Here is a 25,857-nt window from a genome sequence, read left to right as displayed (position 1 = left end):
GCTGTTGAGGAAAACGGTGGGCAGTATATCAGTCAATTCTCATCGGCACGCAAAGCCAGGGGATCAAGCAAGCCCGCCGCAATCGCCAGCCCGGTAACATCCGGCAGGCGCTCGGCACCCAGGCGTTTCATTACTCTGGCGCGGTAGAGGTCGATGGTTTTTACGCTTACGTCCAGTTGTTCGGCAATTTCCTTGCTGGTGTAGCCCTGAGCCAGGGGCAGGAATACGTCTTTTTCCCGGCGGGTAAGGCTGGCCAGTAGGCTTTCGGTGTTGCCGTCAGGCACGAAGTCGGGGGTGTTGCCGGGCGCGTCCTGCAATGCCTGTTGCACGCTGTCCAGCAGCAACTGTTCGTTGAAGGGTTTTTCGATAAAGTCGAAGGCACCGGATTTGAAGGCGCGCACCACAATGGGCACATCGGCGTGGCCGGACACAAAGATAATGGGTACGTCGATACCCCGTTTCTGCAGTTCTTCCTGAACGTTCAGTCCGCCCAGGCCCGGCATGCGGATATCCAGTACCACGCAACCGGGGCGCCGGGTTTCCACTGCATCCAGAAACTGGCGCCCGTCGCTGTAAGCTTTTACCTGCAGGCCCACGGACTCCAGCAGCCATTGGGTGGATTCCAGCATGCCGGCGTCGTCATCCACTACGTACACGGTATTGGTGTGCGTTGTCTGGCTCTGGGGCATTAGGGGGTTTCTCCTGAAGATGGGGTGGTGTTTCGGTTGCAGCCCTGTCGGTGTTGATTGGGGGGGAAGCGGCAGATCAGGGACAGGCCGCCGGTACTGGCCGGGACAGCATCCAGAAAACCACCGAAACCTTCAATGATTGAACGGCTCATGGATAAGCCCAGCCCCAGGCCTTTGGGCTTGCTGGTGTAAAATGGCTGAAACATCTGGCGTATGCCTTCGTCGTCCAGGCCGGTGCCTTCGTCGGTCACCTGAATCAGGGTTTCCTGCTGCTCGTTGATGCAGGTGCTGATGGTGATTCTGGAGGGCCCCCGGGAGCTAGCTTCCACGTTGGCCTCAATACCGTTGCGGATGAGGTTGATCAGCACTTGTTCCAGCAATACCGGGTCGGCGTTGATCACCGGTGTGTCAGCAGCCAGGTGTTCGCGCAATCGTACGCCGTTTTTCTCGGCCTCCCAGTGGCACAGGCGAACCACATCGCTGATCACCGCATTCAGGGCAATCGGCGCCATACGTTTCTGGCCTTTGCGCAGAAAGGCCCGCAGTCGTTTGATCACTTCCGAGGCCCGGTTGGCATGGTGCACGATCTTTTGCAGGCCGTCGTCGACTTTCGCCAGGCGGTCTGGCTGGTGCCGGGCCTCCCGTAAGAAGCGCTGACTGGCACTGGCAAAATTTACAATCGAGGCCAGTGGCTGGTTCATTTCATGGGCAATGCTCGATGCCAGTTCGCCCAGAGTGGCAAGCCGGGCGGTGTGGGCCAGTTCGTCGGCCAGTAACCGGTTTTGTTCTTCCGATTCAACCCGGGCGGTGATATCCCGGGACACACTGATGACCTCCACCACGGCGCCGGTGTAGGTTTCCCGGATGGCGCGGCTGGCAATTTCGAACCAGCGGCGGTTGCCGTTGCGATGGGTAATTTCCAGGGTCATGGTGGCGTAGCCATCTTCCCGCAACCGGTGCCGGGCAATGGCCAGTTGCTCGGCTACGTTTTCGCCCTCGAAGATCTCTTCCAGAGCCTTGCCCCGGAGTTCCTCAGGCCAGAAACCCAGAAGGCGCCAGGACGCCGGGGTGGCGTCGATAAAGCGCCCGTCCGGAGCGTGGCGTGAGATCAGGTCGGTGGTGTTTTCAGTAATCAGCCGGTAAAGCCGGTTCGAACGCACCGCCTGCTGCTGCCGGGTCACTTCCTCTGTGGCATCGCGGCCACGGGCCAGCAGCAGGGCGGCATCTACCGGGATAAACGTCCACAACAAAATCCGGTCACCAACCCGGGCTTCCACATTTTCAATCGCCCGGCCCTGGCTCAGTGCCGATTGCACCAGCGCCGCCGAGTTTACGGGCAGCAGGTGCTTGCGGGTACTGCCTATACTGGTGGGTACCAGAGCCTGGGCGGCGCTGTTCAGGCCCTGGATCTGCAGTTGGCTGTCCACAAGCAGCGCGGGCTGTGGGTCGCTGTCGAGTAAGGCATTGATTTTCGGCGTCTTGGTAGTGGGTGTCATTTTTTATAGTGTTTGTACCATAATACCATGGTAGAGTTTCTAGTAAGGTTTCTGTGATCTACTATTTTTGGCAATTCCGAGTATAGCTGCTTTAGCGATTCTTCTGAATACGCCACAAAAACAACATCAGAGTAAGAGGGCCACACATGACTTCGATCTTTGACAAGGGCCTTGAGCCCCAGGGCGCCAACTACGCCGTCCAGTCCCCCATTGATTTTATCGAGCGCACCGCCAACGTTTACCCGGACTACCCGGCGATTATCCATGGTGCCATCCGTCGCAACTGGGCAGAAACCTACGACCGTTGTCGTCGCCTGGCCTCGGCCCTGAAGGGTCGCGGCATTGGCCGCGGTGATACGGTGGCGGCCATGCTGCCGAATATTCCCGCGATGGTGGAGTGCCATTTCGGGGTGCCGATGATCGGTGCGGTACTGAATACCCTGAACGTGCGTCTGGACGCGGAAGCCATTGCCTTCATGCTGGAGCACGGTGAAGCGAAAGTGGTGATCGCCGACCGCGAATTTGGTGAGGTTATCAAGGAAGCGGTCAGTCACCTTGAAGACAAGCCCCTGGTGATTGACGTTGACGACCCGGAATACGGTGAGGGCGTTCAGGTGAGTGATCTCGATTACGAGGCCTTCCTGCAGGAAGGGGATCCGCAATTCCAGTGGAGCTTCCCGGACAACGAGTGGGACGCCATTTCTCTGAACTACACCTCCGGCACCACGGGTAACCCAAAAGGCGTGGTGTATCACCATCGTGGCGCATACATCAATGCCCTGGGCAACCAGACGGTCTGGTCTATGGGTATGCACCCGGTGTACCTGTGGACGCTGCCCATGTTCCACTGCAACGGCTGGTGCTTCCCCTGGACGATCACGGCCATGGCCGGTACTCATGTGTGCCTGCGCCGGGTAGACCCGGAAAAGATTCTGAAGCTGATTCGTGATCATCAGGTAACTCACATGTGTGGCGCGCCGATTGTTCTGAACGCGCTGCTCAATGCCTCGCCGGAAGCGAAAGCTGGTATCGATCACGAAGTGAAGTCGATGACCGCCGGTGCGGCGCCCCCCGCGCAGGTAATCGGTTCCATTGAGGAGATGGGCATCAAGGTGACTCACGTATACGGCCTGACCGAAGTCTATGGCCCGGTGACGGTGTGCGCGTGGAAATCCGAGTGGGATGAGTTGCCGCTGCAGGAGCGTGCCAAAATCAAAGCCCGCCAGGGTGTGCGTTACCACACGCTGAGCGGCACCATGGTGGCAGACCCGAATACCATGCAGCCAGTGCCGAAAGACGGCAAGACCATTGGTGAGATCTTCCTGCGTGGCAACACCGTGATGAAGGGCTACCTGAAGAACCCGAAGGCCACCGAAGAAGCCTTCAGGGGTGGCTGGTTCCACACCGGCGACCTGGCGGTCTGGCACGAAGACGGTTATATGGAAATCAAGGATCGTCTGAAGGACATCATTATTTCCGGGGGTGAGAACATTTCCACCATCGAAGTGGAAGACACGCTGTATCGTCACCCGGCGGTGATGGAGGCGGCGGTTGTGGCCCGTCCGGATGAAAAATGGGGCGAAACCCCCTGTGCCTTCATTACCCTGAAACCGGAGGCCGGTGATGTCTCCGAGGACGACATCATCAACTTCTGCCGGGAGCATCTGGCCCGGTTCAAGGTGCCGAAGACCGTGGTCTTCACCGACCTGCCAAAGACCTCAACGGGCAAAATCCAGAAGTTCGTCTTGAGGGACCAGGCCAAAGAGCTGAGCTGATTCTCTGAACGGCTGCGCCCACCGGCGCAGCCAACCTCTCCACAAAAACAACACAGGCTGGCATCTGAAACACGGTGTCTGGAGGTCTCGTTATGCAAATGTTCCACAGAAAGAATGGTGAAGAGCAGCCGTACTGGCCTGCTGGTCCCTTCAAAGTCCGACTGCCGTTTGTCCATTACCGCTGGGAATTTGCGGAAATGGTGCAGGCGCTGATTATGTTCGTGGTCAGTCTGGCCATGATCCCGCTGCTGGAAAAATATCTGGGCGTTCCCTACGACGTGGCGCTGGCCTACGTGGTGGTGTGTGGCATCGGCTTTATGCTGCCCGCTTTGCTGGGTGTGCCGCTGGTACCTGGCTGGATCACCCCCGGTATTCCGGTGGTGTTGCTGTTCCTTTCTGACTATGAGCCGGGCCCCGAGGCCATCCAGGCGCTGTTCGCGTTACAGTTTCTGGTCTTCATCATCTTCCTGGTCCTGGGTGTAACCCGCCTGGGCAGCAAGCTGGTGGAGTGGATTCCCCGTTCCATGAAAGGCGGCATCATCATTGGCGCCGGTATCGCCGCTCTGATGGGTGAGATTGAAGCCGGTGGCCGCCTGGCGAATACTCCGATCTCGCTGATTGTCGGTGGGCTGGTGTGTCTGTACCTGATGTTCTCGGTGTCGTTCAAAGGCTTTGTCGACAAGAGCAACATTGCCCGCAAGATTGCCAACTACGGCATGGTGCCGGGCATGGTGGTTGCGATCCTGGTGGGCTTTGCTACGGGCGAGTACGACGTTCCGAATGTGGAGTGGGGCATCACCAAACCGGCTTTTGACCAGCTCTGGAACTACCTGCCGTTCAGTGTCGGTTTCCCGGATATGAGCGTGTTCCTGTACGCGATTCCCACCGCCGTGATTGCTTATGTGATTGCCTTCGGTGACATCGTGGTGGGTCAGTCCCTGATGAACCGTGTGGATCACCTGCGTAAAGACGAAGACATCGACAACAGCATCGACCGGGTGCACCTGGTAACGGCGATCCGTAACGGTGGCCATGCCTTCTTCGCGCCATACCCCGGCCTGGCTGGCCCGATCTGGACGGCCGTTACCGCCACTATGGCTGAGCGCTACAAGTACGGCCGCAACGCCATGGACTCCATCTACAGCGGTGGCGGCACTTTCTGGATTACCGGTTTCATTGCGCTGTTCGTACTGCCGCTGGTGAGCTTCTTCCAGCCGGTACTGCCGATTGCACTGTCGCTGACCCTGCTGCTGACCGGTTACATCTGTCTGATGGTGGGCCTGGAGCAGCTGGAGAACAACACCGAGCGTGGCATTGCCGGCACCATGGGTGTAGTCCTGGCGGTGTACGGTGCAGGCTGGGGCCTGGCCACCGGTGCGGTGCTGTACTTCCTGATTGAGCGCACCCGCTTGCTTGGCTTCACGCCAGACCCCGAAGCCCCGGGTGTTGAACCCATCAAAGAACACTGAATCCGATGCCGCCGTGTTCGGCGGCATCTACCCTCTGTGTGTCCTTGGGAGGCCTTCGTGCCTTCCTTTTTTTTTGGGGGCCAGTTCAGTGCCCGTGCCCACTTGCCCCGGCGGCATGGTGAACGGCTTCTACATAATGAATGTAATCCACATAGTCGGTGACGTAGTGACGACCTTCATCGACACCCTTGCTGGCCGTGCTTAACGAGAGGTGTGCCTGGTCGTAACGTTCCCGAATCCCGGTTTCTATTTTGTGTGTGATCTTCGCAATCAGCTGGTTAATCTCGCCGTTGTTTAGTGCCGCATCCGCAGCCTTGATGGCGGGATCAATGTTGCCTGCGGGTTTGATGCCGGTGTAGGGCGCGCCCTCGGATGCCCGGTGAACCTTTACCAGCGTTGCAAACAGGTGTGTGTCTGCAATCTTCTGCACCTTCTCACTCTGGCTCCGTATGTCGCGGACATCAGCGAACAGACGCCTGATCTCTGCTTCGTTCTGAGCAGGGACCCATTTCAGAAGAGGGGTAACATCACCGGCCTCCAGTGCTGCCCTGGCCTCGGTAATGACAGGGCCATCCATCGCATCGCAATGTGCCTGAGCCTGGCTGGTCAGCAGGAGTCCCAGGACGAAGGTTGCGCTGGTGGCAAAGGTGGCTTTTCGTAGTTTGATTGTCATGGACATTTCCTCGCGTTTGATGACGGATACAGGCTCCGGATAAACCGGAACCCGAACGTCAGCTTACGGAAAATGCTCCGGCCGGGCGTTCTAGAACCTGCAGTCAGACCAATAATCCGCCGGCATGGAAATGCTTTAAAAACAGAGGTTTGATGGTTCTGGTTTGCGAATGCAGAAAGCCGAACCCGATCAGTGGCTTTCCGATGACACCTCGTTACTACGGTTGGAGTCACGGGTATGCAGCCGCCGGTATTCGCTGGGGGTCAGACCGGTGGTGTTTTTGAAAGCTGTGTTGAAAACGGATTTGGAATTGAAACCCGCATCATACATCACCTGCAGAATGGTGGACGTATCCGCGGGATCGGCCAGGCGGAGTTTCGCTTCCTCCACACGAAAGCCACTGACAAACTCGAAGAAATTACACCCGAACCCCTGGTTGATGGCCCGGGAGACTTCTTTGGGATGGGCGCTGACTTTTTGGGCGAGTTGATCCAGGGTCAGATTCGAGAACAGATAGGGTTTGTCCTCCGCCATGAACCGGGCCAGTTTTTGTTTCAGGTGCTGATTGAATTCCGGTTCGCTAGTTTCGGCTAACAGTGCTTCTTCATCTGCTGCCAGTCCGGTGAAGATAGCCGGTTGTCGAAGCGCGTTGACCGTCAGGAAATTGATGAAGAAAAAGCCGGTAAGGGCGCCAGCCCCGGCCACCCATTCAGTGCCCAGTGAGCTCTTGAAAACATGGGCTGTCAAGCAATAGAACATACTCACAGTCCAGGCAATGGCGTAGCCGATCAGCAGTATTCTCAGCCAGGAAAGCTGTTTGTTTTCGATGCTTGAGAAAATCTGTCGGAGGCTGAGGCCGAAATGATTGATTGTGCGAATAGTGGCATACAGGTATCCGAGAAAAACGGCGTGAATTGCGACGGCAAGCAGGGGCGAGGTCAACACACCGGGGTGGTCACGTTCGTTAAGAATCCGCAGTTTTACGTCGTCAGGTTGTAAATAGTATTCGACCAGGAAAATGGCACCGAGGACCCAGAACAGCAGGGTGTGCACGAAATGGGCCCGGCGCAATCGGAACTCTCGAAACATCAGTGATTGGGCGTACAGAAACAGGGTGCCCGCCTGTAATAGTCCGATCAGGGTGCCCAGGTAGGCCAGATTTGGGTGTTCAAGGGCCAGGTTGCTGCTGTAGAGAAAAATTTCTCCGAGCCCGGCTGCGAAGCAAATCAGTGTTGCAACAAGAAGTTGATTGCTTGTCAGTCGACAGTTGGATGGAAGCAACAGGAAGCTGGCCAGGCTCAGTGCCTGAATAATGCTGGTCAGCAGGATGAGGTCGGTCAAGGTCAGGTACACGGTTCAGAATTCCTGCCGGCATGAGCGATATTGACCTCAACCTCAAAACCGTCTGCCTGCCCGGTTGCCGGTGAGCGGATAGCCAGGGGCATGCCGGAACCCGAGGCAATGGCCTCGGCAATCGCAAGCCCGAGGCCGGAACCCGAGGGTCTGGTGTGATAGCGGGTAAATCGGTTACGAAGCCGGGCCAGCCGTTCCGGGGGCACCACCTCTCCAGCATTGCAGACTCTGAGCCTGCCGTCGTCGTTCAGGGTGACCTCGATGGGGTGGTGTGTCGCGCCGTACTTCAACGCGTTCTCAATCAGATTACGCACAAGGATTGCAAAGGCATCCGGGTCGAGGAGAGACGTCACCGGCAGGCCGGGAAGCGACAGCCGAAGCCTGCCGGGTGCCCGGAATTCAAAATCCCGGGCCACCATCGCCAGAATGGGCACCAGATCCTGAGGATGCTCTGAGAGTGCAGCGCCACCTTCGGCCTTGGCCAGCTCGAGCAGTTTTTCCGACAGCGTTGATAGCCCGCGCAGGGCATTTTCAATCTGCACGGTATCTTCGAACAAGTGATGGCCTTCAAGTTGTTTTTTCAGACGTTGCACTTTGGCCAGCGCGGTTGCCAGAGGGGTTCTCAGTTCATGGGCGCTATTGGCGGTGAAACTTCGCTCAGCATCAAGTGCCCGGTTCAGGCGCTTCAGTAACCGGTTTACCGCAATGGCTGTGGGCTGAAATTCCGTGGGTAGTCCATCGGTATCAACGGGAGACAGATCACTGACGCCTCTCGCTTCGATCGAATGCTGAAACCTCGCCACCGGGCGCAGGGACAGCCGCACGATCCACCAGATGCCCAGCAGACTGACCGGGACCAGAAAAAGTAGCGGAACCAGCAACGCCACGCCAGCCTCCATGGCGGCTTCGCGCCGGTGCGCCAGAGGTTCTGCAATCTCAATGAACAGCGTATCGCTGATGGCCGAGGCGCCGTAGATTCGGTGGCTCCCGGTGGTGTGGAAGCCTTCTCTGGGGGGACCCTGGAACACGCTCAGGTCGGCGTCGTGAGACTGAAGCAGCAGCTGGCCCTGACGGTCGCGAACTACATAGGTGAGGTATTCGTCGTGTTCTTTCAGGGCCGGGGCGGTCTGGCTGCCGGTGTCGGTTTCCCGGTTCAGGATATCCGTTACCGCCAGCGGCAGAATGCGCTGGGCAGTTTCTTCCAGGGCACTGTCAAAAACCTCGTCCATTTCGTGCTGGGCCACCAGGCCGGAGGCGGTCACGCCCAGTAGCCAGAGCAGTGTCGCGCCCACCGTGAGGCTGATGCCCAGTCGCTTTTGCAAGCTGCGATCAGATTTCATGGGTTTCCAGTCGATAGCCCATCCCCCTGACCGTGACAATGGCATCCCGCCCCAGCTTTTTTCGCAAACGGCTGACATAGACTTCAATGGTGTTGCTTTCAATTTCTGCCCCGAAGGCATAGAGCCGGTCCTCCAGTTGCTGCCTTGAAAGCAGCATGCCGGGCCGCTGAATAAACCCTTCAAACAGTGCCCATTCACGGGCAGTCAGCTCCACAGGCTGGTCGTTACGGCGGATGCGGTGATTGTGCAGGTCTATTTCCAGGGTGCCGAGGTGAATCAAAGGATTTGGGTTGCCCCGATAGCGACGGCCGACGGCTTCCACCCGGGCCGACAGCTCCGACAGATCAAAGGGCTTGACCAGATAGTCGTCGGCTCCGGCATTGAGGCCATTGATTCGGTCTGATACCTGATCCCTGGCGGTGAGGATGATGACCGGAGTACTGTTTCTTCGGGCCCTGAGGCGTTTCAGAAGATCCAGTCCATGACCATCGGGGAGCATCAGGTCGAGCAGGATCAGGTCATAGGGGGTAGTCTGCAGGCTGTTTTCGGCAAACCGGAGCGACTGAACCCAGTCCACGGCGTGGCCATCGTCGGTAATCTGGTCTCTTACGGCCTCGCCGAGCCCCGCAGTGTCTTCAACCAACAGTATGCGCATAGCCCACCTTTGAAGCGATTTCCAGAACGATACTACAGCCGGAAGCTGACGGCAGCCTGAAAAATCAAGGAAAAGGCCGGTTATATGATCCGCTTCAGCTGGCTGTCAGGTTCCGGCGGTAGCCTGACACTGAACATTCCCGGAGCTGATCGGAGGAAACATTATGATTCGGCTGATATTACCGTTTGTCGGTCTAACGACTGGTTTGTGGGTCTGGCATCTGGCAACGACGGATGTGCCCTGGTCAGTCTACGACCAGAGTCTGTTACTCAGTGGCTGGCTATCGATTGCCCTGTTGTCGCTGGCCATGTTGCTGGCTTTGCGCCCCGGCTGGCTTGAGCGGCCAATGGGTGGGCTGGACAAAATTTATCGCAGCCACAAGTGGGCGGGCATTCTGGCGGTGATATTTGCCGCCGCCCACTGGTTGATCGAAATGGGTGACGATGCCATCGAATCGCTGTTCGGTGGCGCCAGCCAGCTTGGTGACCTGCATGGCAGCGGGTTCGTTGAGGCCATGCGAGACACGGCAGAAGATCTGGGGGAGTTTGCCATCTATGTGCTGTTCGCCATGCTGCTGATCACGCTCTGGCGCAAGTTCCCGTACCGGTACTGGCGCTATCTGCATCGGGCGATGCCAGCCCTGTATCTGTTGCTGGCCTTCCATGCTGCATGGCTGGCGCCTGTGGACTGGTGGCAGCAGCCTATCGGTTGGGGCATGGCCGTGCTGTTAGTGGGCGGTAGTATCGCCAGTGTGCTTTCGCTGACCGGGCGCGTGGGGCGTCAGCGCCAGATGCAGGGCACCATTTCCGCCATCCAGGCGCCTGAACTCCGGATCACCGAAGTGACGGTCAATCTTGGCAATGCCTGGCGAGGCCACCGGCCTGGCCAGTTCGCGCTGGTGACGTTTAACCGGCTGGAGGGCGCACACCCGTTTACCATTGCCAGCGCCGATGCCGGTGATGGCCAGGTGACCTTCCTGATCAAGTCCCTGGGGGACTTTACCCGCAACCTCAGCCAGAAAATCCGTGTGGGGCAACGGGTAACCGTGGAGGGGCCTTATGGCTGCTTCGATCTTAACCGAGTCAATCGCAAGGCCCGCCAGATCTGGATTGCTGGTGGCATCGGCGTCACACCCTTCCTAGCCTGGCTGGAGGCCGCGGCCAGAGATCATCTGCCGATGCCGGAGGCCGACCTGCACTACTGCACACGCAATGCAGGGGCAGATCCTGTGGTGGAGCGGCTGCAAACCCTTTGCAGTAATCATCCCTCGATCAAATTGCAGATCCACGACAGCGGTAAAGGCGAGACGTTGTCTGCAGATGCTCTGTCTGCCAGTAACCATTCTGGCGACCGGGCAGAAGTCTGGTTCTGTGGTCCAGCGTCTCTTGGGCGAGCACTGGAGCGTGGATTGCGGTCGGCACCGATGCGTTTGTTGCGCTTTCATAAAGAGGCGTTCCAGTTTCGGTAATAACTGCCGGGGGCATTCAGGCCATTGTCAGGTTGATGCCCCAGACTGAGCCTTGAAGACAGAACAGGAGACATCCCATGAAAACCAAACCTGTGATGATCAGCCTGGTGGTGCTGTGCCTGAGCGCACCGGTGCTGGCCGATGATGACTGTGACGAACCGATGGCTGAATGGCAGCCACGGGAACACCTGCGCCAGAAGCTTGAATCGGAGGGCTGGACGGTTTACCGGATTAAGGTGGATGACGGTTGTTACGAGGTTAAGGGCGTTGCACCGGACGGCTTTCGCGCTGAGGCTGAGTTTTCTCCGGCCACGTTCGAGCTGATGGAATTGGAGCGGGAGGATGACGATGACGACGAGGATAAAGACCGGCGGCGCGACCGCGAGAGCAGTAAGGCCCGGAAAAATAGCCAGGCAGATCGTCCGCTGCCGGGTAATGGCATTGTCAGCGGGCGTCCCTCGGTGACGGTGGAGTAAACCCGTCGTTGTGGTGTTGATCGTTTATGAAGTTAGGCGTTTTTGCCGGAGGTGCGGTATGAAAAAGATCCTTGTTGCTTTGGGCCTGGCGAGTTCCATTGCCTTGAGCGCACAGACACAAGCGCGGGAAGTCACGTTTAGCACTGAGTTGCTCGATTACGGCGGTGAGGGTGCCTACATGGCACTTTACCTGACCGATGCCGCCGGAGCCTATCAGGGTACCCTCTGGGTAGCCGGGGAGAAGACCAAGTATTACAAGCACCTGAGCGGTTGGGCCCGGGGTAGCCGGTTGAACCCGGCAGAATACGACGGCCTCACCGGGGCCAGCATCACCAGCGGCCGTACGCTGAAAATAACGCTGGATCTTGACGATTCCCTGATCGATAGCGGCCATGAAATCCGAATCGACACAGCTGTGGAGGATATGCGTGACAACCGGGCGGACGTAGCTGTGCCTCTGACAACAGAGGGCTCGGGTATCCCGGTGTCAGGGCGGGGGTATGTCCGTTCCTTCCGCTACGACTTCTAGGGACGGGCGGGAGAGGGTGTGATGTTACGAAAACTGCATGGCTTGCCCGGGCTTCTGGTCGCACTGCTGTTGGTGGTGCTGGCCGTCAGCGGCAGCATTCTGTCGGTGGTGCCTGCCCTGGACCGGGCCAGGGCGGTGGTGCCAGCGACGGATGAGATTCATGTTGCAGAGCTGGCCGGGCGGGTGGTGGCGCATTATCCGGGGGCTGAGCAGATAGTGCGGGATCTGTCGGGCCAGGTGGTGGTCTATTTCAGCGAGGATGGCCAGGCGGGTGCCGATCGGATTGATCCCCGCACCGGGGCCTCTCTCGGGCCCTATCAACCATCGCCGTTTTGGGGCTGGGTGAAGAACCTGCACCGCTCTTTTCTGCTGGCGTCCCCGGGGCGTTTTATGGCCGGCATGCTGGCCGCCATGATGGGGTTTCTGTGCGTGTCCGGGGTACTTTTGCTGGTTCGGCGAAATGGCGGCTGGAAGGCTTTGATGCAACCGATGGCAGGCACTGGCAGTCAGCGGATTCATGCGGTACTGGCCCGGCTGGCGTGCCTCGGGTTGTTGCTGTCGGCGGTCACAGGCGCCTTGCTTTCGGCACAGCGATTCGGGCTACTCCCGGAGGCGTCGGACTCCGCCCCGGCGTTTCCTGCGGAGGTCTCCGGTGGGCAGCCGGTTGCGGTGAGTCAGCTCAAGGCGCTCGCGCAGGTTGACCTTAACGAGCTCCGGGAGCTGGTGTTTCCCTATCCGGATGATCCGCAGGATGTCTATTCACTGACAACCGCCCAGGGCATGGGATTTGTGGATCAGTCCAGCGGCGAGTTGTTACAGTTCCAGCCCCATGCTATCGGTGGCGTGGTTCAGCATTGGATTCTGCGTTTACATACCGGTGAAGGCTTGTGGTGGCTGGCGTTGCTACTGGGGGTATCGGCACTGTCCGTGCCGGTTTTGTCGGTAACCGGCGCCAGGATCTGGTGGCATCGGCGATCTTCAGCCACACCCTGTGATAGCGCTAATATTCCGGACGCTGACATGGTCGTTCTGGTGGGCTCCGAAAGCGGAACCACCTGGGGCTTTGCCCGAGCGTTGCAGCGCAGCCTGTCCCAAGCCGGGTTTCGTGTCCATTGCGCAGATATGAACGCGCTGGCCACCGACTACCCAAAGGCGTCTACCCTGTTGTTGCTGACCTCGACCTATGGCGATGGTGAGGCTCCCGCGTCGGCCGGCCGCTTTCTGGAGCGCTTGCAGGCGTTTCAGCCTTCAAGCCCACTGGATTATGCCGTGCTCGGGTTCGGAGACCGGCAATTCACGCACTTTTGCCGGTATGCCTTGCGGGTGGACGAAGCTCTTTCCAGCAAAGGCCTGAATCCGATGTTGCCGCCTGAACTCATCGACCGATGCTCTGTGGAGAAGTTCTGTGACTGGGGGCGCCAGCTCGGTGCACGACTGGGTGTTGACCTCGCGCTTCACCACGATCCGGTGCCACCCGCTACCTTTGAGCTTGAATTGGTCGAGCGGGTGGATTACGGGTGTGCGGTGCAGGCACCGACCAGCATTCTCAGGTTCCGGATGGCGGGGGCTGAGCTGCGTTTACCCTGGCTCCGGAGCTCTGGGCCTCGGCGATTGCCCGCATTTGAAGCTGGCGATCTGCTTGGTGTGCTGCCGCCCGGTGCAGAGGCCCCGAGATTTTACTCCCTGGCATCGTCCCGAAGTGAAGGCGTGTTCGAGATTTGCGTCCGCAAACAGCCGGGCGGGCTCTGTTCTGGTTTCCTGCACAGTCTGAAACCGGGTGACACGGTAGCGGCCTTTGTTCGGCCTAATCCTGGGTTTCGCCCGGCTGCCGATACCCGGCCCGTCATTCTGATTGGCGCCGGGGCTGGAATCGGCCCTCTGACCGGCTTTATCCGCAAGAACAAGGCTCGTAACCCCATGTACCTGTATTGGGGTGGGCGTAGCCCGACTTCGGATTTTCTCTATCAGCCCGAGCTTGGCGATTATCTGGAGGACCATCGGCTAACCGGCCTGAGCACGGCGTTTTCGCGCGCCGACGGCGGCTCTTATGTTCAGGACAAGCTTCGCCAGGATCAGAAGGCGTTGAGGCAACTGGTTGAAACCGGTGCCCAGATTCTGGTGTGCGGGGGAAGAGAGATGGCCAATGGGGTAAGGCAGGTATTTGATGATCTTCTTGCGCCACTGCGCCTGAATGTTGATGTCTTGCAACAGCAAGGGCGCTATCTGGAAGACGTCTTTTGACAAGGAGCCCTTGGTGTTTTGTGGTTTCGAGAATTCGGTGGTGGATATGTCGCTGACAATTTGTCATATTTTGATCAGCTGACAGTCCGCCCCGGTAATGTTCGGCGGTATCAGAATAATCACAATAAAGGGTGCGCCCGACTGCGCAGCACCCATGCCCGGAGACAAACAGCATGCGAGTTGGTCTGATCGTTGACAGCGCCTGTGACCTGCCTTTTGAATTTGCCCGAAAACACGATCTGTTCGTGCTGCCTGTGACCGCTATCATTGATGGCCAGACATACATTGATTATCACGATCCCGTGCGTACTCAGGAGTTTTACCAGAGTGGCCTGCTGGATAAAGGCCATGAGGCGGAAACCGAGGCGTTCAGCACGGAGCAGATCCAGAAGCTGTTTCTGGAAAAGATCGTTACCGAATTTGATGTGGCTTTTTGCGAGACGGTTACCCGAAGCCGGAGCCAGATCTTTCAGAATGCTTCGGAAGCCATGAATGCGGTGATGGCCAATTATGAGCCAGCCCGGAAGGCGGCGGGGCGGGATGGCAAGTTCTCTATGCGGGTGATCGACAGCAAGCAGATCTTTGCGGGCCAGGGCTTGCTGGCGGCCCACACCCTGAAACTGATTGGTCAGAATTTGTCGAAAAACGCCCTGCGCCATGAAGTGGAATCGTTCACCGACAAGATCTACACCTGTGTGATTCCCCGGGATTTGCATTATATCCGGGAGCGTGCCAGGCGCCGGGGCGACAAGACGGTGTCTGCGTTTGCGGCCTTCCTGGGTAAAGCCTTGAACATCAATCCGATTATTTTCGGGCAGGGCGTTGAAGGTAAGCCGGTGGCTAAAACCCGGGATTTCAATGTGGCGGTAGAGAAGGTGATGAACTACGCCGTGGCACGGGTTGAGGCGGGGTTGCTGACGCCCTACGTGAGCCTGTCTTGCGGCCTGAGCTGGACGGAGATTGAGGATTTGCCGGGGCTGAACCGGCTGCGGGATGCCTGCGAGCAGAACGGCGTTGAGCTGCTGCTTTCCCAGATGGGCATTACCAGTGCCATTTATGTGGGGCCAGGGAGTATCTGCCTGGCGCTGGCGGCGGAGCCCCATGAATTTTCCGAATACCAGTAATCGCGGGCCCTGAACAAAAAAGGCCGGAGGTTGATTGCCTCCGGCCTTTTTACTGTTCGGGCCTGACTCAGCGCTCCAGGTACTGGAGCTTGTCGGGCTTGCCATCCCACTCTTCTGCGTCGGGCAGCGGGTCTTTCTTTTCGGTGATGTTCGGCCACTTGCCAGCCAGATCGGCGTTGATTTCCACGAAGGCTTCCTGGCCGGCAGGCAGTTCGTCTTCGGAGAAAATAGCTTCCGCCGGGCACTCAGGCTCACACAGTGCACAGTCGATACACTCGTCCGGGTCGATGACCAGGAAGTTGGGGCCTTCGTAGAAACAGTCCACCGGGCAGACTTCCACACAGTCGGTGTATTTGCACTTGATGCAGTTATCAGTAACGATAAACGCCATAGTCAGATCCCTGGTTCGTAAAAGATTCAGTCTCATCAGGAGCCAGGTATTCGTTCGGCCCCGTTTATAATTTGGTGCAATATTGTAGGGAGCCCCCGACACTGCCGCAAGCATTGGCCTGCTATATCCTTATTACACAGGTCAATTTCCAGCGATTTTTAGCACCGCTTGCGTGCGTTAGTGTGATCTTTTCAATAAGGCTTTCCATTCATACAGTTGGTTCAGAGCTTCCCGCGGGCTCAGGCCATCCAGGTCAAGTTTATCCAGCGCCTGTTCCACCGCACTTGGCTCCAGGCTGGCAAACATATCACCTTGCATGATCTCGGGCGCTTTGACCGCCGCGCCAGCCCGGGGCTGTGCGGGCTCGGCAATTTGTGGCGCTGCCTGAACACCGGTTGAGGCACTGCCTTCCAGCTGGCTGAGCTGGGCTTTGGCGTTGTTGATCACGCCCTGGGGCACGCCAGCCAGTTTGGCCACCTGCAGCCCGTAACTCTGGCTGGCGGGGCCGTCGTGGACATTGTGCAGAAACACAATGGAGTCGTCGTGCTCGGTGGCGGTCAGGTGCACATTGACCGCGTGTTCCAGGTCATCCGCCAACTGGGTGAGTTCGAAATAGTGGGTAGCGAACAGGGTGTAGCTGCGAATCTGCCTCGCCAGATGCTCGGCGGTGGCCCAGGCCAGTGACAGGCCATCGAAGGTGCTGGTGCCCCGGCCTACTTCGTCCATCAGCACCAGGCTGTTTTCGGTGGCGTTGTGTAGGATATTGGCGGTTTCGGTCATCTCCACCATAAAGGTGGAGCGGCCGCCGGCAATGTCGTCCGAAGACCCCATGCGGGTAAAGATGCGGTCGATGGGGCCCAGCACCGCCTTGTCGGCGGGCACGAAGCTGCCGGTATAGGCCAGCAGGGCGATCAGTGCGGCCTGGCGCATATAGGTGGACTTACCGCCCATGTTCGGGCCGGTGATCACCAGCATCCGGCGCTGGGTGTCCATCAGCAGGTTATTGGGCACGAAGGGCTCGTCCAGTAACTGCTCCACTACCGGGTGTCGACCTTCTTCCACCTTGAAGCCCGGTTCCTCAGAAAATTCCGGGGCGGCAAAGCGCAGCGAGGTGGCGCGCTCGGCGAAGTTGCTGAGCACGTCCAGTTCGGCCAGAGCCTGGGCGGCATCCTGCAGGGGCGCAAGCTGTTCGGCAACGGTTTCCAGTACCTCGTCGTACAGGCCTTTTTCCCGGGCCAGGGCACGGCTCTTGGCGCTCAGGGCCTTGTCTTCGAATTCTTTCAGCTCGGGCGTAATAAAACGCTCGGCATTTTTCAGGGTCTGGCGCCGAATGTAATCCGCCGGCGCCTGGCCAGACTGGGCCCGGCTGATTTCAATGTAATAGCCATGCACCCGGTTATAGCCCACTTTCAGGGTGGAGATGCCGGTGCGCTCCCGCTCCCGGGTTTCCACATCCAGCAGATACTGGCCAGCGTTTTCACTGATGTTGCGCAGCTCGTCTAGTTCTTCGTCAAAGCCATCGCTGATTACCCCGCCGTCGCGGATGACCACTGGCGGGTTCTCGATAATGGCTCGCTGTAACAGGTCGGCCAGTTCCGGGTATTCGCCGATGGTGGTCGCCAGTTTCACCACATGCTGAGAATTGACGGGCTTCAGTGTCTCCTGCAGATCCGGCAGGCTCTGAAAGGCATCTCGGAGCCTGGCCAGATCCCGTGGCCGGGCCGAGCGCAGGGCCACCCGTGCCAGAATGCGTTCGATATCGCCCACCCGCTTCAGCAGATCGTGTACCGGTTCGTAGTGGAAGCCGTCCAGCAAGGCCGACACCGCTTGCTGGCGCTGCCGTACCCGGTCGAGATCCCGCAACGGGCGGTTGAGCCAGCGCCTTAATTCCCGGGCACCCATGGCAGTGGCGGTGCGATCCATCACCCAGGCCAGGGTATGTTGGTGGCCGCCCATCAGGTTGGTGTCGATTTCCAGATTGCGGCGGCTGGCGGCATCCAGAATCACCGCATCCTCGCGCCGTTCACGGGTCAGCTTGCGAATGTGGGGCAGGGCAGTGCGCTGGGTTTCCTTGGCATACTGCAACAGGCAGCCAGCCGCGCAGATAGCCAGCGACAGGTCTTCGCAGCCAAAGCCGGTCAGATCACGTACCTGCAACTGCTGGGTGATGACTCGCAGGGCGGTATCCGACTCGAACAGCCAGGGGCCCTGGCAGCGAACGCCGGTAAAGCCGTCCAGCAGTTCGCCATAGGGAAAGTCTTCGCTGATCAGAATCTCTGCCGGGCGTAATCGCTGCAGCTCGCCCTGCAGTGCTTCCAGGCTGTCCAGTTCCGACACCGCAAAGCGGCCGCTGGAGATATCCAGCGAGGCGAACCCGAACTGTTCTTTATGGCTGAAAATAGCCGCCAGCAAATTGTCCCGGCGGTCTTCCAGAAAGGCTTCGTCGCTGAGGGTGCCCGGAGTGACTACGCGCACCACCTGCCGTTCGACCGGGCCCTTACTGGTGGCCGGGTCGCCGATCTGTTCGGCAATGGCGATGGACAGGCCCGCGCGAACCATGCGGGCAATGTAGCCCTCCGCAGCATGAAACGGCACGCCCGCCATGGGAATAGGGTTCCCGCCGGACTGACCCCGGGCGGTTAATGTGATGTCCAGCAGCTCCGCGGCTTTTTTGGCGTCGTCGTAAAACAGCTCGTAAAAGTCCCCCATGCGGTAGAACACCAGTTCGTTGGGGTGTTCGCCTTTGATTTTCAGGTACTGCTGCATCATGGGGGTGTGCTTGGACAGATCCGTCATAATTCCTCAGGGGTTCCGGGCAGTGTTCTGGGTTGTTAAGGCATCGGCCAATCAGGCGGATAAAGCCCGCGATCTTATCATGGAGCAGGTGTGGGCAGCAGCCGATCTGTCAGCTGGGGATAGCTCATGGCCAGCCCATTCAGGTCATCCGGTTCGTCGATATCCTTCAGAGTGTCACTTTCGGCCCAGCTCCAATCCAGCGTTTTCAGGCGTTGCCGGGTGAGCGCGGCCACCTGGCTGGTGCTCCAGGGGATGTTTTCGAACAGGCTGGAGTCAAATCGCTGCAAACCCAGCAGCGAATAGCCGCCGTCGGCGACCGGGCACAGGCAGCTGTCGTGAGTTTGCAGCAACGCTGCCATCTGCTGCAGTTTGTGGGCCGTGAGATCCGGGCAGTCGGTACCGATCAGCATGGCGGGGGTGCCAGCATTCAAAGCTCTCGAGATCGCTGCGGCCATGCGGGCGCCCAGATCACCTGATACCTGGCTGGATATCCTTGCCACACCCCGTTGCAGCCAGGGCTGCCAGTATGCGTCCGCCGCGCTTGGGCTGACGCACAGTTCTACCGGCCCGATGTCCGCTGCGATTGCCTGCTCCAGCGTATATCGCAGCAGCCGGTGCGCCAGCTCCGCGGCGGCCTCGGCGCCGAGTGCCGGAATCAGGCGGGTTTTGACCTGGCCGGGCCGGGGTTCTTTGGCCATGATAATGATGCGGGTTGATGTCATTGGTAGCGCGCCGCCAGTTGTTCTGCCGGTACACCCCGCCAATAGGCCCAGCGCAACTGCCACATCAACAGAATGGTGCGCCAGCTGCCGCGCTCGTCCCAGCGGCGGCCCGAGGTGGTTACCCGGGCTCTCAGGCAGATTGGCCGGGTGACCCGTTTCAATTGTTTGCTCAGCTCAATATCCTCCATCAGCGGTTGCTCCGGAAAACCGCCGGTTCTTATAAACAGTTCCCGGTTTAGAAACAGTCCCTGGTCGCCGGTGGCGATGCCGGTCAGTCGGGAGCGCCGGTTCATGAACCAGGCAATAACGGGTAAGAGCCTGGACGCTCCCTCAATCCGGACATCAAAGCGTCCCCAGGCGAGGGGGCTGGATTTCAGTGCCTGGCTGATCAGTGCAAGGGCGTTGTCGGGCAGTCGGGTATCAGCATGGAGAAACAGCAGGCCTTCGGCCCGGGTTGCGCGGGCGCCAGCGTTCATTTGCCGGGCCCGGCCGGGGCCGGAGTCTATTACCCTGAACCCCTGGGCGCGCGCCGCGTTCGCGGTGCCGTCCTGGCTGCCGCCATCGACGATCACTACCTCGGTTTTTTGCCTGCGCAAAACGGCCAGTTGAGCCAGTAGCGTTGGCAGGGTTTTTATCTCGTTCAGAACCGGTACGATGATCGCAAGGCTGGTATCGTCTGTCTGGCTTTGGTGGTGTGTGCTCATCCGCGCCTCCTGCTTTACAGAATACCAGAGCGATGCCGGTAACTCTCCCCGGGCAAATGCACACCGGGGCGCTGGCGTATAACGCATCTCGGCCTATAAAAATCGTACAGAGACCATAATGAAACGACTGGTTTTACTGGGGGCGGGCCATGCGCACCTGGTGGCTTTGAAGCAGTTTGTCAGGCAACCTTTGCCGGATACCGAGTTGGTGGTTATCTCGCCCTCCCGCTGGCAATACTATTCGGGCATGGTGCCGGGTTGGATTGCCGGCCATTACCGGTTGGAGCAGTGCCGTATTCCGGTACGGCCGGTGATAGAGGCTGCCGGGGGCGGGTTTATGGCTGGCCGGGCCAGGGCGATAAACGCATCGGCCAACGAGGTGCTGTTGGAAGATGGTCGGAGCATTGGCTACGATTTTCTGTCCATTGACGTGGGCTCCAGGTCGGTGATGCCGGATTTGCCCCCGGATCACGGTCTGGGCGTGAAGCCGATTGAAGATTTCAGTGAGCAATGGCTGGCCGCAGATTACGGTAGCTTGCCGGGTTTATCGGTAGCGATTCTGGGTGGCGGTGCCGCAGGTACCGAAGTGGCCATGGCGATTGCCCACGCCCGGAGGCATCTGTCAGGCACGCGCCTGGTTCTTATGGCCGGTGAAAAGGGGATATTGCCGGGCTTTCCAGAGGGCTTCCGGAAACGGGCTGGCAAGCGATTGACGCAGTGCGGGGTGGAGGTGGTAAATGCCTACGCTGAGGCTGAGCCGTGCGGCCGGATACGGGCGGGTGATGTTGAGTTCACGGTGGATCTGGTGTTGGCGGCAACCGGAGCACAGGCTGTTCCGTTTCTTCGAACCAGCGGCCTTGAAGTGGATGGGCAGGGTTTTGTCAGCGTGGACAGTGACCATCGCAGTGTCTCTCATCACAATGTGTTTGCCGCCGGTGACGCCTGTAGCAGGGTTGATGGTCAGCTTGACCGCTCGGGCGTCCACGCGGTTCGCGCCGGGCCGGTGCTGGCGGCCAATCTGGCGGCGGCTCTGGCCGGGCAGGCCACCAAGCCATTCCGGCCGCGGCGTTATTCTCTGTATTTGCTGGCGGGCGGAAGCCAGTGGGCCATTGGCAGTTACAGCCCGCTGGTGTTTTCCGGGGGCTGGGTGTGGCGCTGGAAAGACCGGATAGATCGTGGCTTTTTGGCAGGTTTTCCTGGTGTAAGGTCGGGCTCGGAACAGTTGGAGGAGAACGCATCATGAGGGTGACAGATGAGCAGTTGGCGGCAGCAGGCGATGCTTTGGGCCAGTTGCTGGAACGCAAACAGCGGATGATGGTGACCGCCGAGAGTTGTACGGGCGGCTGGGTGGCGAAAATACTGACGGATAGGGCGGGTTCCTCCGCGTATACCGAAGGTGGACTGGTCACCTACAGCAATGCCGCCAAGCAGGCGGTGCTGGGCGTGGCCGAGGATACCCTGCTACAACACGGTGCGGTTAGTGAGCCGGTGGTGCGGGAAATGGTGGCCGGGGCGTTGAGGTTAACCGGTGCCGATGTGGCGGTTGCCATCAGCGGGGTTGCGGGCCCCGGTGGAGGCAGTGAAGCCAAGCCGGTAGGTACGGTGTGGTTTGCCTGGGGCACTGGCGAAGATCAAACGCAGGCTTGTCTGCAGCACTTTCAGGGTGACCGGGATGAGGTGCGCCGACAGGCCGTTTTGTTTGTGTTAGAGGGAGTTGCCCGATTTGTGGAAACCCTGTGAAGGTTTTCACCGAAATGGGGGTTGGTCTCTCTCCGGCCTTGTGTTTTAATACTGTTCAAATATACAGGAAAGTGCTGGATGGCTGTTCAGGCTTTCCCAACGTTTTGCTGCTTTGCCGTAACGGCTGAGCGGCTCAGGTAACGAGGGTTTACAGCAATGGAAGATAATCGCAAGAAAGCACTCAGTGCCGCCTTGGGCCAGATTGAGCGTCAGTTCGGTAAAGGCGCGGTAATGAAGATGGGCGACCAGCCCAGAGAAGCCATTCCTGCGGTATCTACCGGCTCGTTGGGGTTGGATGTTGCACTGGGTATTGGTGGTCTGCCTTACGGGCGGATTGTGGAAATCTACGGGCCGGAGAGTTCCGGTAAGACCACACTGACTCTGCAGGTGATTGCCGAGGCGCAGAAGCAAGGCAAGACCTGTGCGTTCGTCGATGCCGAGCACGCGCTGGACCCGGTGTACGCTGAAAAGCTGGGCGTAAACGTGGATGAGTTGCTGGTTTCCCAGCCGGATACCGGTGAACAGGCGCTGGAAATTGCCGATATGCTGGTGCGCTCCAACGCGGTGGACGTAATCATCGTCGACTCCGTTGCTGCCCTTACGCCGAAAGCGGAAATCGAAGGGGAAATGGGCGACAGCCACGTTGGTTTGCAGGCTCGCCTGATGTCCCAGGCGCTGCGTAAGCTCACCGGTAACGTCAAGCACGCCAACTGTCTGATGGTGTTCATTAACCAGATCCGGATGAAGATCGGTGTCATGTTTGGCAGCCCGGAGACCACCACCGGTGGTAACGCGCTGAAATTCTACTCATCGGTACGTCTGGATATCCGCCGCATCGGTGCTGTCAAAGACGGTGATGAGGTGGTGGGTAACGAAACCCGCGTAAAGGTGGTCAAGAACAAGGTGTCGCCGCCGTTCCGCCAGGCCGAGTTCCAGATCATGTACGGCAAGGGCATCTACCACATGGCCGAAGTGCTCGACATGGGCGTGAAGGAAGGCTTCGTAGACAAGTCCGGTGCCTGGTACGCATACAATGGTGACAAGATCGGCCAGGGCAAGGCCAATGCCTGCAAGTTCCTGGAAGAAAATATGGACATCGCCAACGAAATTGAAGCCAAGGTACGCGACAAGCTAATGCCGAAGCCGGACAAGAAAGAGGCTGCCGAGGCGCCAGCGGAAGCGAACGGCGAGCTGCTCTGATGCCCTGATTCGGAGGTGCAGAATGAAGCGACTGCTGATTGTTGCCCACGCGCCATCACCGAACACTCTGAGGTTGCGAGGTGCCGTTGAACGCGGCGCCCGCCACCCGGATATTGAAAATGTTGATGTGGTCTCCAAAGCTCCCCTGGAGACGCAACCCCAGGATATCCTCGACGCAGACGCCGTTATAATCGGCACCACGGAAAACCTGGGTTACATGGCCGGTTTGATCAAGGACGTTTTCGATCGCTGCTATTACCCCTGCCTGGAACACACCCAGGCCCTGCCTTTTGCCTTTTATGTACGCGCCGGGCACGACGGCACCGGAACTCGCCGTGCCATTGAGAGCATCACCACAGGGTTGCGCTGGAAACTGGTGCAGGAGCCCCTGATATGCCGGGGTGAATACCAGGCTGCCTTTGAAGAACAATGTCAGGAGCTGGGCATGTATGTGGCCGCTGGCCTGGATGCCGGGTTATTCTGAGCGACTGCTTGCGGGCGGATAAAACCGCGGGGGCGCGACAGGCGGGCGCGCAGGCACTACAATGGCCGGCCGGATTCCGGAAATTGTCCATAAATACAGGAAGTAAATTTGAAGTCTCTGCCGCTGAACCAACTCTACAAAGCCTGCGTTCTTAAGGATTTGCCGTTCAAAACCACCCGACAGCTGGAGCCGTTGGCGGAAATTGTTGGCCAGAATCGTGCCCAGGAAGCTGTCCGGTTTGCTCTTGCCATGCCCCATGGTGGCTATAACGTGTATGCCGTTGGGCTGAACGGTCTGGGCAAGCGCACCATGATGTTGCGCTTCCTTGAACACCACGTGGATACGGAGCACCAGAGCCATGACTGGTGTTACGTGGCAAATTTTGAAGAACCCCGGAATCCGAAACTGTTGCAGTTGCCTGCTGGCATGGGCACCCGCCTGAAACAGGACATGGAAAAGCTGATGTCGAGGCTGGTGAAGATGATTCCCCAGACGTTCGACAGCGACAGTTTTCTTGAACGCGCCGAGCAACTGAAAGACGAGTACGGGCGTAAGCAGGAAGAAGAGTTAGCCCGGGTCGCCCAGCAGGCAAAGCGAAAGAAAGTCAGCCTGACCGTGACCACGCCCGGGGGCTATCGCCTTGTGGCCATGAACGGTGAGGAACCGCATACCGCCAAGAGTTTTCAGGCGCTGACCGACGCCCAGCGCAACAAATTCGAAGAAGTCATCAATAAGTTGGAGAAACGCCTGCGCCAGGCGCTTCGCAAGATGGCAGACTGGGAGCAGGAATACGCCGAGAAGCAGCAGGCACTGAACCAGGAAACCCTGGAGGGGATCTCCCGCCACCAGATTGATGAGCTGATGGAAAAGTATCGCGACCAAAGCGATGTGGTGGCTTATCTGGAAGCGGTGCGTACCGATCTGGCAGAGAACCTGGACATCTTCCTCGATGAAGACGAGGAGCAGACGGCGATTGCCTGGGCGGCAATGGAAAAGAAAATGCCCCGGCGTTATCTGGTGAATGTCCTGGTTCACCAGAAGACCAACGAAGTGCCGGTGGTGGTGGAAGATAACCCGAATTACCACAATTTGTTCGGGTATGTGGAAAGCGTTACCTACAAGGGCACCGTCTTTACCGACTTTTCTCTGATCCGCTCGGGCAGCCTGCATCGGGCCAACGGTGGTTATTTGCTGATGGACGCCATCAAGGTGCTGGAACAGCCCTTTGTCTGGGATGGGCTCAAACGCGCCCTGCGCTCCCGCACCATCCAGATCAATTCCCTGGAGCGTGAGCTTACTCTGTCGGGCACCATTTCCATCGAGCCCCAGGGTGTGCCGCTTAACGTGAAGATTGTGCTGTTTGGCGACCGGGAAACCTGGATGCTGCTGCAGGAGTACGATTCGGAATTTGCGGAACTCTTTCGGGTGACGGCCGATTTCGAGAATGAAATGTACCGCAGTGAAGAAAGCCAGCTTATGTACGCCAAGTTCATCGCCAGCCTGGTGGTGGAGAAAAAGCTGCTGCACTGCAGTAACAAGGCCGTGGCGCGGATTATCGAACACAGTGCCCGCATGGCCGATCACCAGGATCGCCTGTCGTTGCACGCAGCCGACATCGCCAACCTGCTGCGGGAGTCTGATTTCTGGGCCCGCCAGGCCGGTGCGCGGCTGATCTCTGATATTCATGTAGAGCGGGCTTTAGAAAGTGCCCGGTATCGCAGCAGCCGGATTCGGGATCAGTTTTACGATTCCATCCGCGACGGCTCAACACTGGTGACCACCACCGGTACCTGTGTCGGCCAGGTGAATGCTTTGTCGGTGTTGTCCACCGGTGGCTTCGAGTTTGGCTTGTCCAATCGGGTAACCGCAACCTGCTATTATGGCGACGGTGCGGTGATGGACATCGAGCGGGACGTTAAGCTCGGCGGCAACATCCACAGCAAGGGTGTGCTGATTCTGAGCTCCTGGTTGGCGTCGCATTTTGCGGTGACCGACCCCATGCATCTCTCTGCCAGTCTGACCTTTGAGCAGAACTACGGCGAAGTGGACGGCGACAGTGCCTCGCTGGCTGAACTTTGCGCTCTGGTGTCTGCGCTGTCTGGCCTGCCGGTTCGCCAGGATCTGGCAATTACCGGCTCGGTGAACCAGTTTGGTGAGGTGCAGCCAATCGGCGGGGTTAACGAGAAAATCGAGGGCTTCTACGCTACCTGCTGGCTTAAGGGTGAACTCACCGGAACCCAGGGCGTCATTATTCCGGCCACCAACGTGCAGAACCTGATGCTCGACAGCGAGGTGGTGAAGGCTGCTCGCAATGGCAAGTTTTCGGTGTATTCGGTTGCCCGGGTGGAAGAGGCGATTACACTGTTACTGGGTAAACCGGCCGGTAAGCCGGACGCCAAGGGCCAGTATCCCAAGCAGAGTGTTTTTGGCATTATCCAGCAACGGCTTGAAAAAATGCGCGAGCACGAACGGGAAGAGCAAAGCCGGGACGATCAAAAAGATGCGTCCATCCACTGACCGGCCCCATAACAA

22 protein-coding genes are annotated in these 25,857 nt (G+C 58.6%); 12 read left to right on the top strand and 10 right to left on the bottom strand.

The features are described from left to right. Window positions 1-32: 32 nt before the first annotated feature. Both C7H09_RS19120 and C7H09_RS19115 read right to left on the bottom strand, forming a co-directional pair. On the bottom strand, window positions 33-689 hold the full coding sequence (locus C7H09_RS19120) for a response regulator transcription factor (protein ID WP_106765644.1): 657 nt from the start codon (window positions 687-689) through the stop codon (window positions 33-35). Next, window positions 689-2,185: a PAS domain-containing sensor histidine kinase gene (locus C7H09_RS19115; RefSeq protein WP_106765643.1), complete on the bottom strand. Its 1,497-nt coding sequence runs from the start codon at window positions 2,183-2,185 to the stop codon at window positions 689-691. Before C7H09_RS19115 ends, C7H09_RS19120 begins: the two co-directional genes overlap by 1 nt. A 146-nt stretch (window positions 2,186-2,331) precedes the next feature. Here C7H09_RS19115 and C7H09_RS19110 point away from each other — a divergent pair, with 146 nt between their 5' ends. Together C7H09_RS19110 and C7H09_RS19105 are read left to right on the top strand one after the other, a co-directional pair. Further along, on the top strand, window positions 2,332-3,960 hold the full coding sequence (locus tag C7H09_RS19110; protein WP_106765642.1) for an acyl-CoA synthetase: 1,629 nt from the start codon (window positions 2,332-2,334) through the stop codon (window positions 3,958-3,960). Between the two features lie 92 nt (window positions 3,961-4,052). Next, window positions 4,053-5,429: a solute carrier family 23 protein gene (locus tag C7H09_RS19105; protein ID WP_106765641.1), complete on the top strand. Its 1,377-nt coding sequence runs from the start codon at window positions 4,053-4,055 to the stop codon at window positions 5,427-5,429. 85 nt (window positions 5,430-5,514) lie between these two features. Here C7H09_RS19105 and C7H09_RS19100 read toward each other — a convergent pair whose 3' ends face one another. From C7H09_RS19100 to C7H09_RS19085, 4 genes are all read right to left on the bottom strand, one after another. Beyond that, window positions 5,515-6,102: a DUF6448 family protein gene (locus C7H09_RS19100; RefSeq protein ID WP_240616665.1), complete on the bottom strand. Its 588-nt coding sequence runs from the start codon at window positions 6,100-6,102 to the stop codon at window positions 5,515-5,517. Window positions 6,103-6,291: 189 nt separating this feature from the next. Further along, window positions 6,292-7,455: a helix-turn-helix domain-containing protein gene (locus tag C7H09_RS19095; protein ID WP_106765640.1), complete on the bottom strand. Its 1,164-nt coding sequence runs from the start codon at window positions 7,453-7,455 to the stop codon at window positions 6,292-6,294. Further along, entirely contained in the window at window positions 7,446-8,795 is a 1,350-nt protein-coding gene (locus C7H09_RS19090) for an ATP-binding protein (RefSeq protein WP_106765639.1), read from the bottom strand. Before C7H09_RS19090 ends, C7H09_RS19095 begins: the two co-directional genes overlap by 10 nt. Continuing rightward, the gene (locus C7H09_RS19085) at window positions 8,785-9,450 is read right to left on the bottom strand and encodes a response regulator (protein ID WP_106765638.1); all 666 of its coding nucleotides are present in this window, start codon (window positions 9,448-9,450) and stop codon (window positions 8,785-8,787) included. Before C7H09_RS19085 ends, C7H09_RS19090 begins: the two co-directional genes overlap by 11 nt. Window positions 9,451-9,613: 163 nt before the next feature. Between C7H09_RS19085 and C7H09_RS19080 the strand changes: the two genes are divergently transcribed. From C7H09_RS19080 to C7H09_RS19060, 5 genes are all read left to right on the top strand, one after another. Continuing rightward, window positions 9,614-10,918, top strand: coding sequence for a ferredoxin reductase family protein (locus tag C7H09_RS19080; protein ID WP_106765637.1), 1,305 nt, complete (start codon window positions 9,614-9,616; stop codon window positions 10,916-10,918). A 77-nt stretch (window positions 10,919-10,995) separates the two neighbouring features. Continuing rightward, entirely contained in the window at window positions 10,996-11,394 is a 399-nt protein-coding gene (locus C7H09_RS19075) for a PepSY domain-containing protein (RefSeq protein WP_106765636.1), read from the top strand. A gap of 58 nt (window positions 11,395-11,452) precedes the next feature. Beyond that, on the top strand, window positions 11,453-11,923 hold the full coding sequence (locus C7H09_RS19070; RefSeq protein WP_106765635.1) for a DUF2271 domain-containing protein: 471 nt from the start codon (window positions 11,453-11,455) through the stop codon (window positions 11,921-11,923). Between the two features lie 21 nt (window positions 11,924-11,944). Then, the gene (locus C7H09_RS19065) at window positions 11,945-14,164 is read left to right on the top strand and encodes a PepSY domain-containing protein (protein ID WP_106765634.1); all 2,220 of its coding nucleotides are present in this window, start codon (window positions 11,945-11,947) and stop codon (window positions 14,162-14,164) included. Window positions 14,165-14,337: 173 nt separating this feature from the next. Continuing rightward, on the top strand, window positions 14,338-15,288 hold the full coding sequence (locus tag C7H09_RS19060; RefSeq protein ID WP_106765633.1) for a DegV family protein: 951 nt from the start codon (window positions 14,338-14,340) through the stop codon (window positions 15,286-15,288). 67 nt (window positions 15,289-15,355) lie between these two features. On the opposite strand, the gene fdxA is transcribed toward C7H09_RS19060, so the two are convergent. From fdxA to C7H09_RS19040, 4 genes are all read right to left on the bottom strand, one after another. Beyond that, window positions 15,356-15,679, bottom strand: a complete 324-nt coding sequence (gene fdxA / locus C7H09_RS19055) for a ferredoxin FdxA (protein ID WP_023009330.1) — start codon at window positions 15,677-15,679, stop codon at window positions 15,356-15,358. 177 nt (window positions 15,680-15,856) lie between these two features. Next, window positions 15,857-18,475 carry a DNA mismatch repair protein MutS gene (mutS, locus tag C7H09_RS19050; protein WP_106765632.1) on the bottom strand — a complete coding sequence of 873 codons (2,619 nt, stop codon included), beginning with the start codon at window positions 18,473-18,475 and terminating at the stop codon, window positions 15,857-15,859. A gap of 77 nt (window positions 18,476-18,552) precedes the next feature. Further along, window positions 18,553-19,197: a TIGR04282 family arsenosugar biosynthesis glycosyltransferase gene (locus C7H09_RS19045; RefSeq protein WP_106765631.1), complete on the bottom strand. Its 645-nt coding sequence runs from the start codon at window positions 19,195-19,197 to the stop codon at window positions 18,553-18,555. Beyond that, entirely contained in the window at window positions 19,194-19,901 is a 708-nt protein-coding gene (locus tag C7H09_RS19040) for a TIGR04283 family arsenosugar biosynthesis glycosyltransferase (RefSeq protein ID WP_106765630.1), read from the bottom strand. Before C7H09_RS19040 ends, C7H09_RS19045 begins: the two co-directional genes overlap by 4 nt. 118 nt (window positions 19,902-20,019) lie before the next feature. Between C7H09_RS19040 and C7H09_RS19035 the strand changes: the two genes are divergently transcribed. The 5 genes from C7H09_RS19035 to C7H09_RS19015 all read left to right on the top strand — a co-directional run bounded on the left by C7H09_RS19035 (window position 20,020) and on the right by C7H09_RS19015 (window position 25,842). After that, on the top strand, window positions 20,020-21,144 hold the full coding sequence (locus C7H09_RS19035) for an FAD-dependent oxidoreductase (RefSeq protein ID WP_106765629.1): 1,125 nt from the start codon (window positions 20,020-20,022) through the stop codon (window positions 21,142-21,144). Further along, window positions 21,141-21,641, top strand: coding sequence for a nicotinamide-nucleotide amidase (gene pncC, locus C7H09_RS19030; protein WP_106765628.1), 501 nt, complete (start codon window positions 21,141-21,143; stop codon window positions 21,639-21,641). The genes C7H09_RS19035 and pncC overlap by 4 nt, the downstream gene beginning before the upstream one ends. 156 nt (window positions 21,642-21,797) lie before the next feature. Next, window positions 21,798-22,841 (top strand): recombinase RecA, encoded by a 1,044-nt coding sequence (gene recA / locus C7H09_RS19025; RefSeq protein ID WP_106765627.1) that lies wholly within the window; start codon window positions 21,798-21,800, stop codon window positions 22,839-22,841. 22 nt (window positions 22,842-22,863) lie between these two features. Then, window positions 22,864-23,325, top strand: a complete 462-nt coding sequence (locus C7H09_RS19020) for a flavodoxin family protein (protein WP_106765626.1) — start codon at window positions 22,864-22,866, stop codon at window positions 23,323-23,325. 108 nt (window positions 23,326-23,433) lie between these two features. Next, the gene (locus C7H09_RS19015) at window positions 23,434-25,842 is read left to right on the top strand and encodes a Lon protease family protein (RefSeq protein WP_106765625.1); all 2,409 of its coding nucleotides are present in this window, start codon (window positions 23,434-23,436) and stop codon (window positions 25,840-25,842) included. Window positions 25,843-25,857: the final 15 nt, after the last annotated feature.

The sequence above is a fragment of the Marinobacter fuscus genome, assembly GCF_003007675.1.
In the GTDB taxonomy this organism is placed as follows: domain Bacteria; phylum Pseudomonadota; class Gammaproteobacteria; order Pseudomonadales; family Oleiphilaceae; genus Marinobacter; species Marinobacter fuscus.
This window is presented reverse-complemented; position numbering and strand designations above follow the sequence as displayed.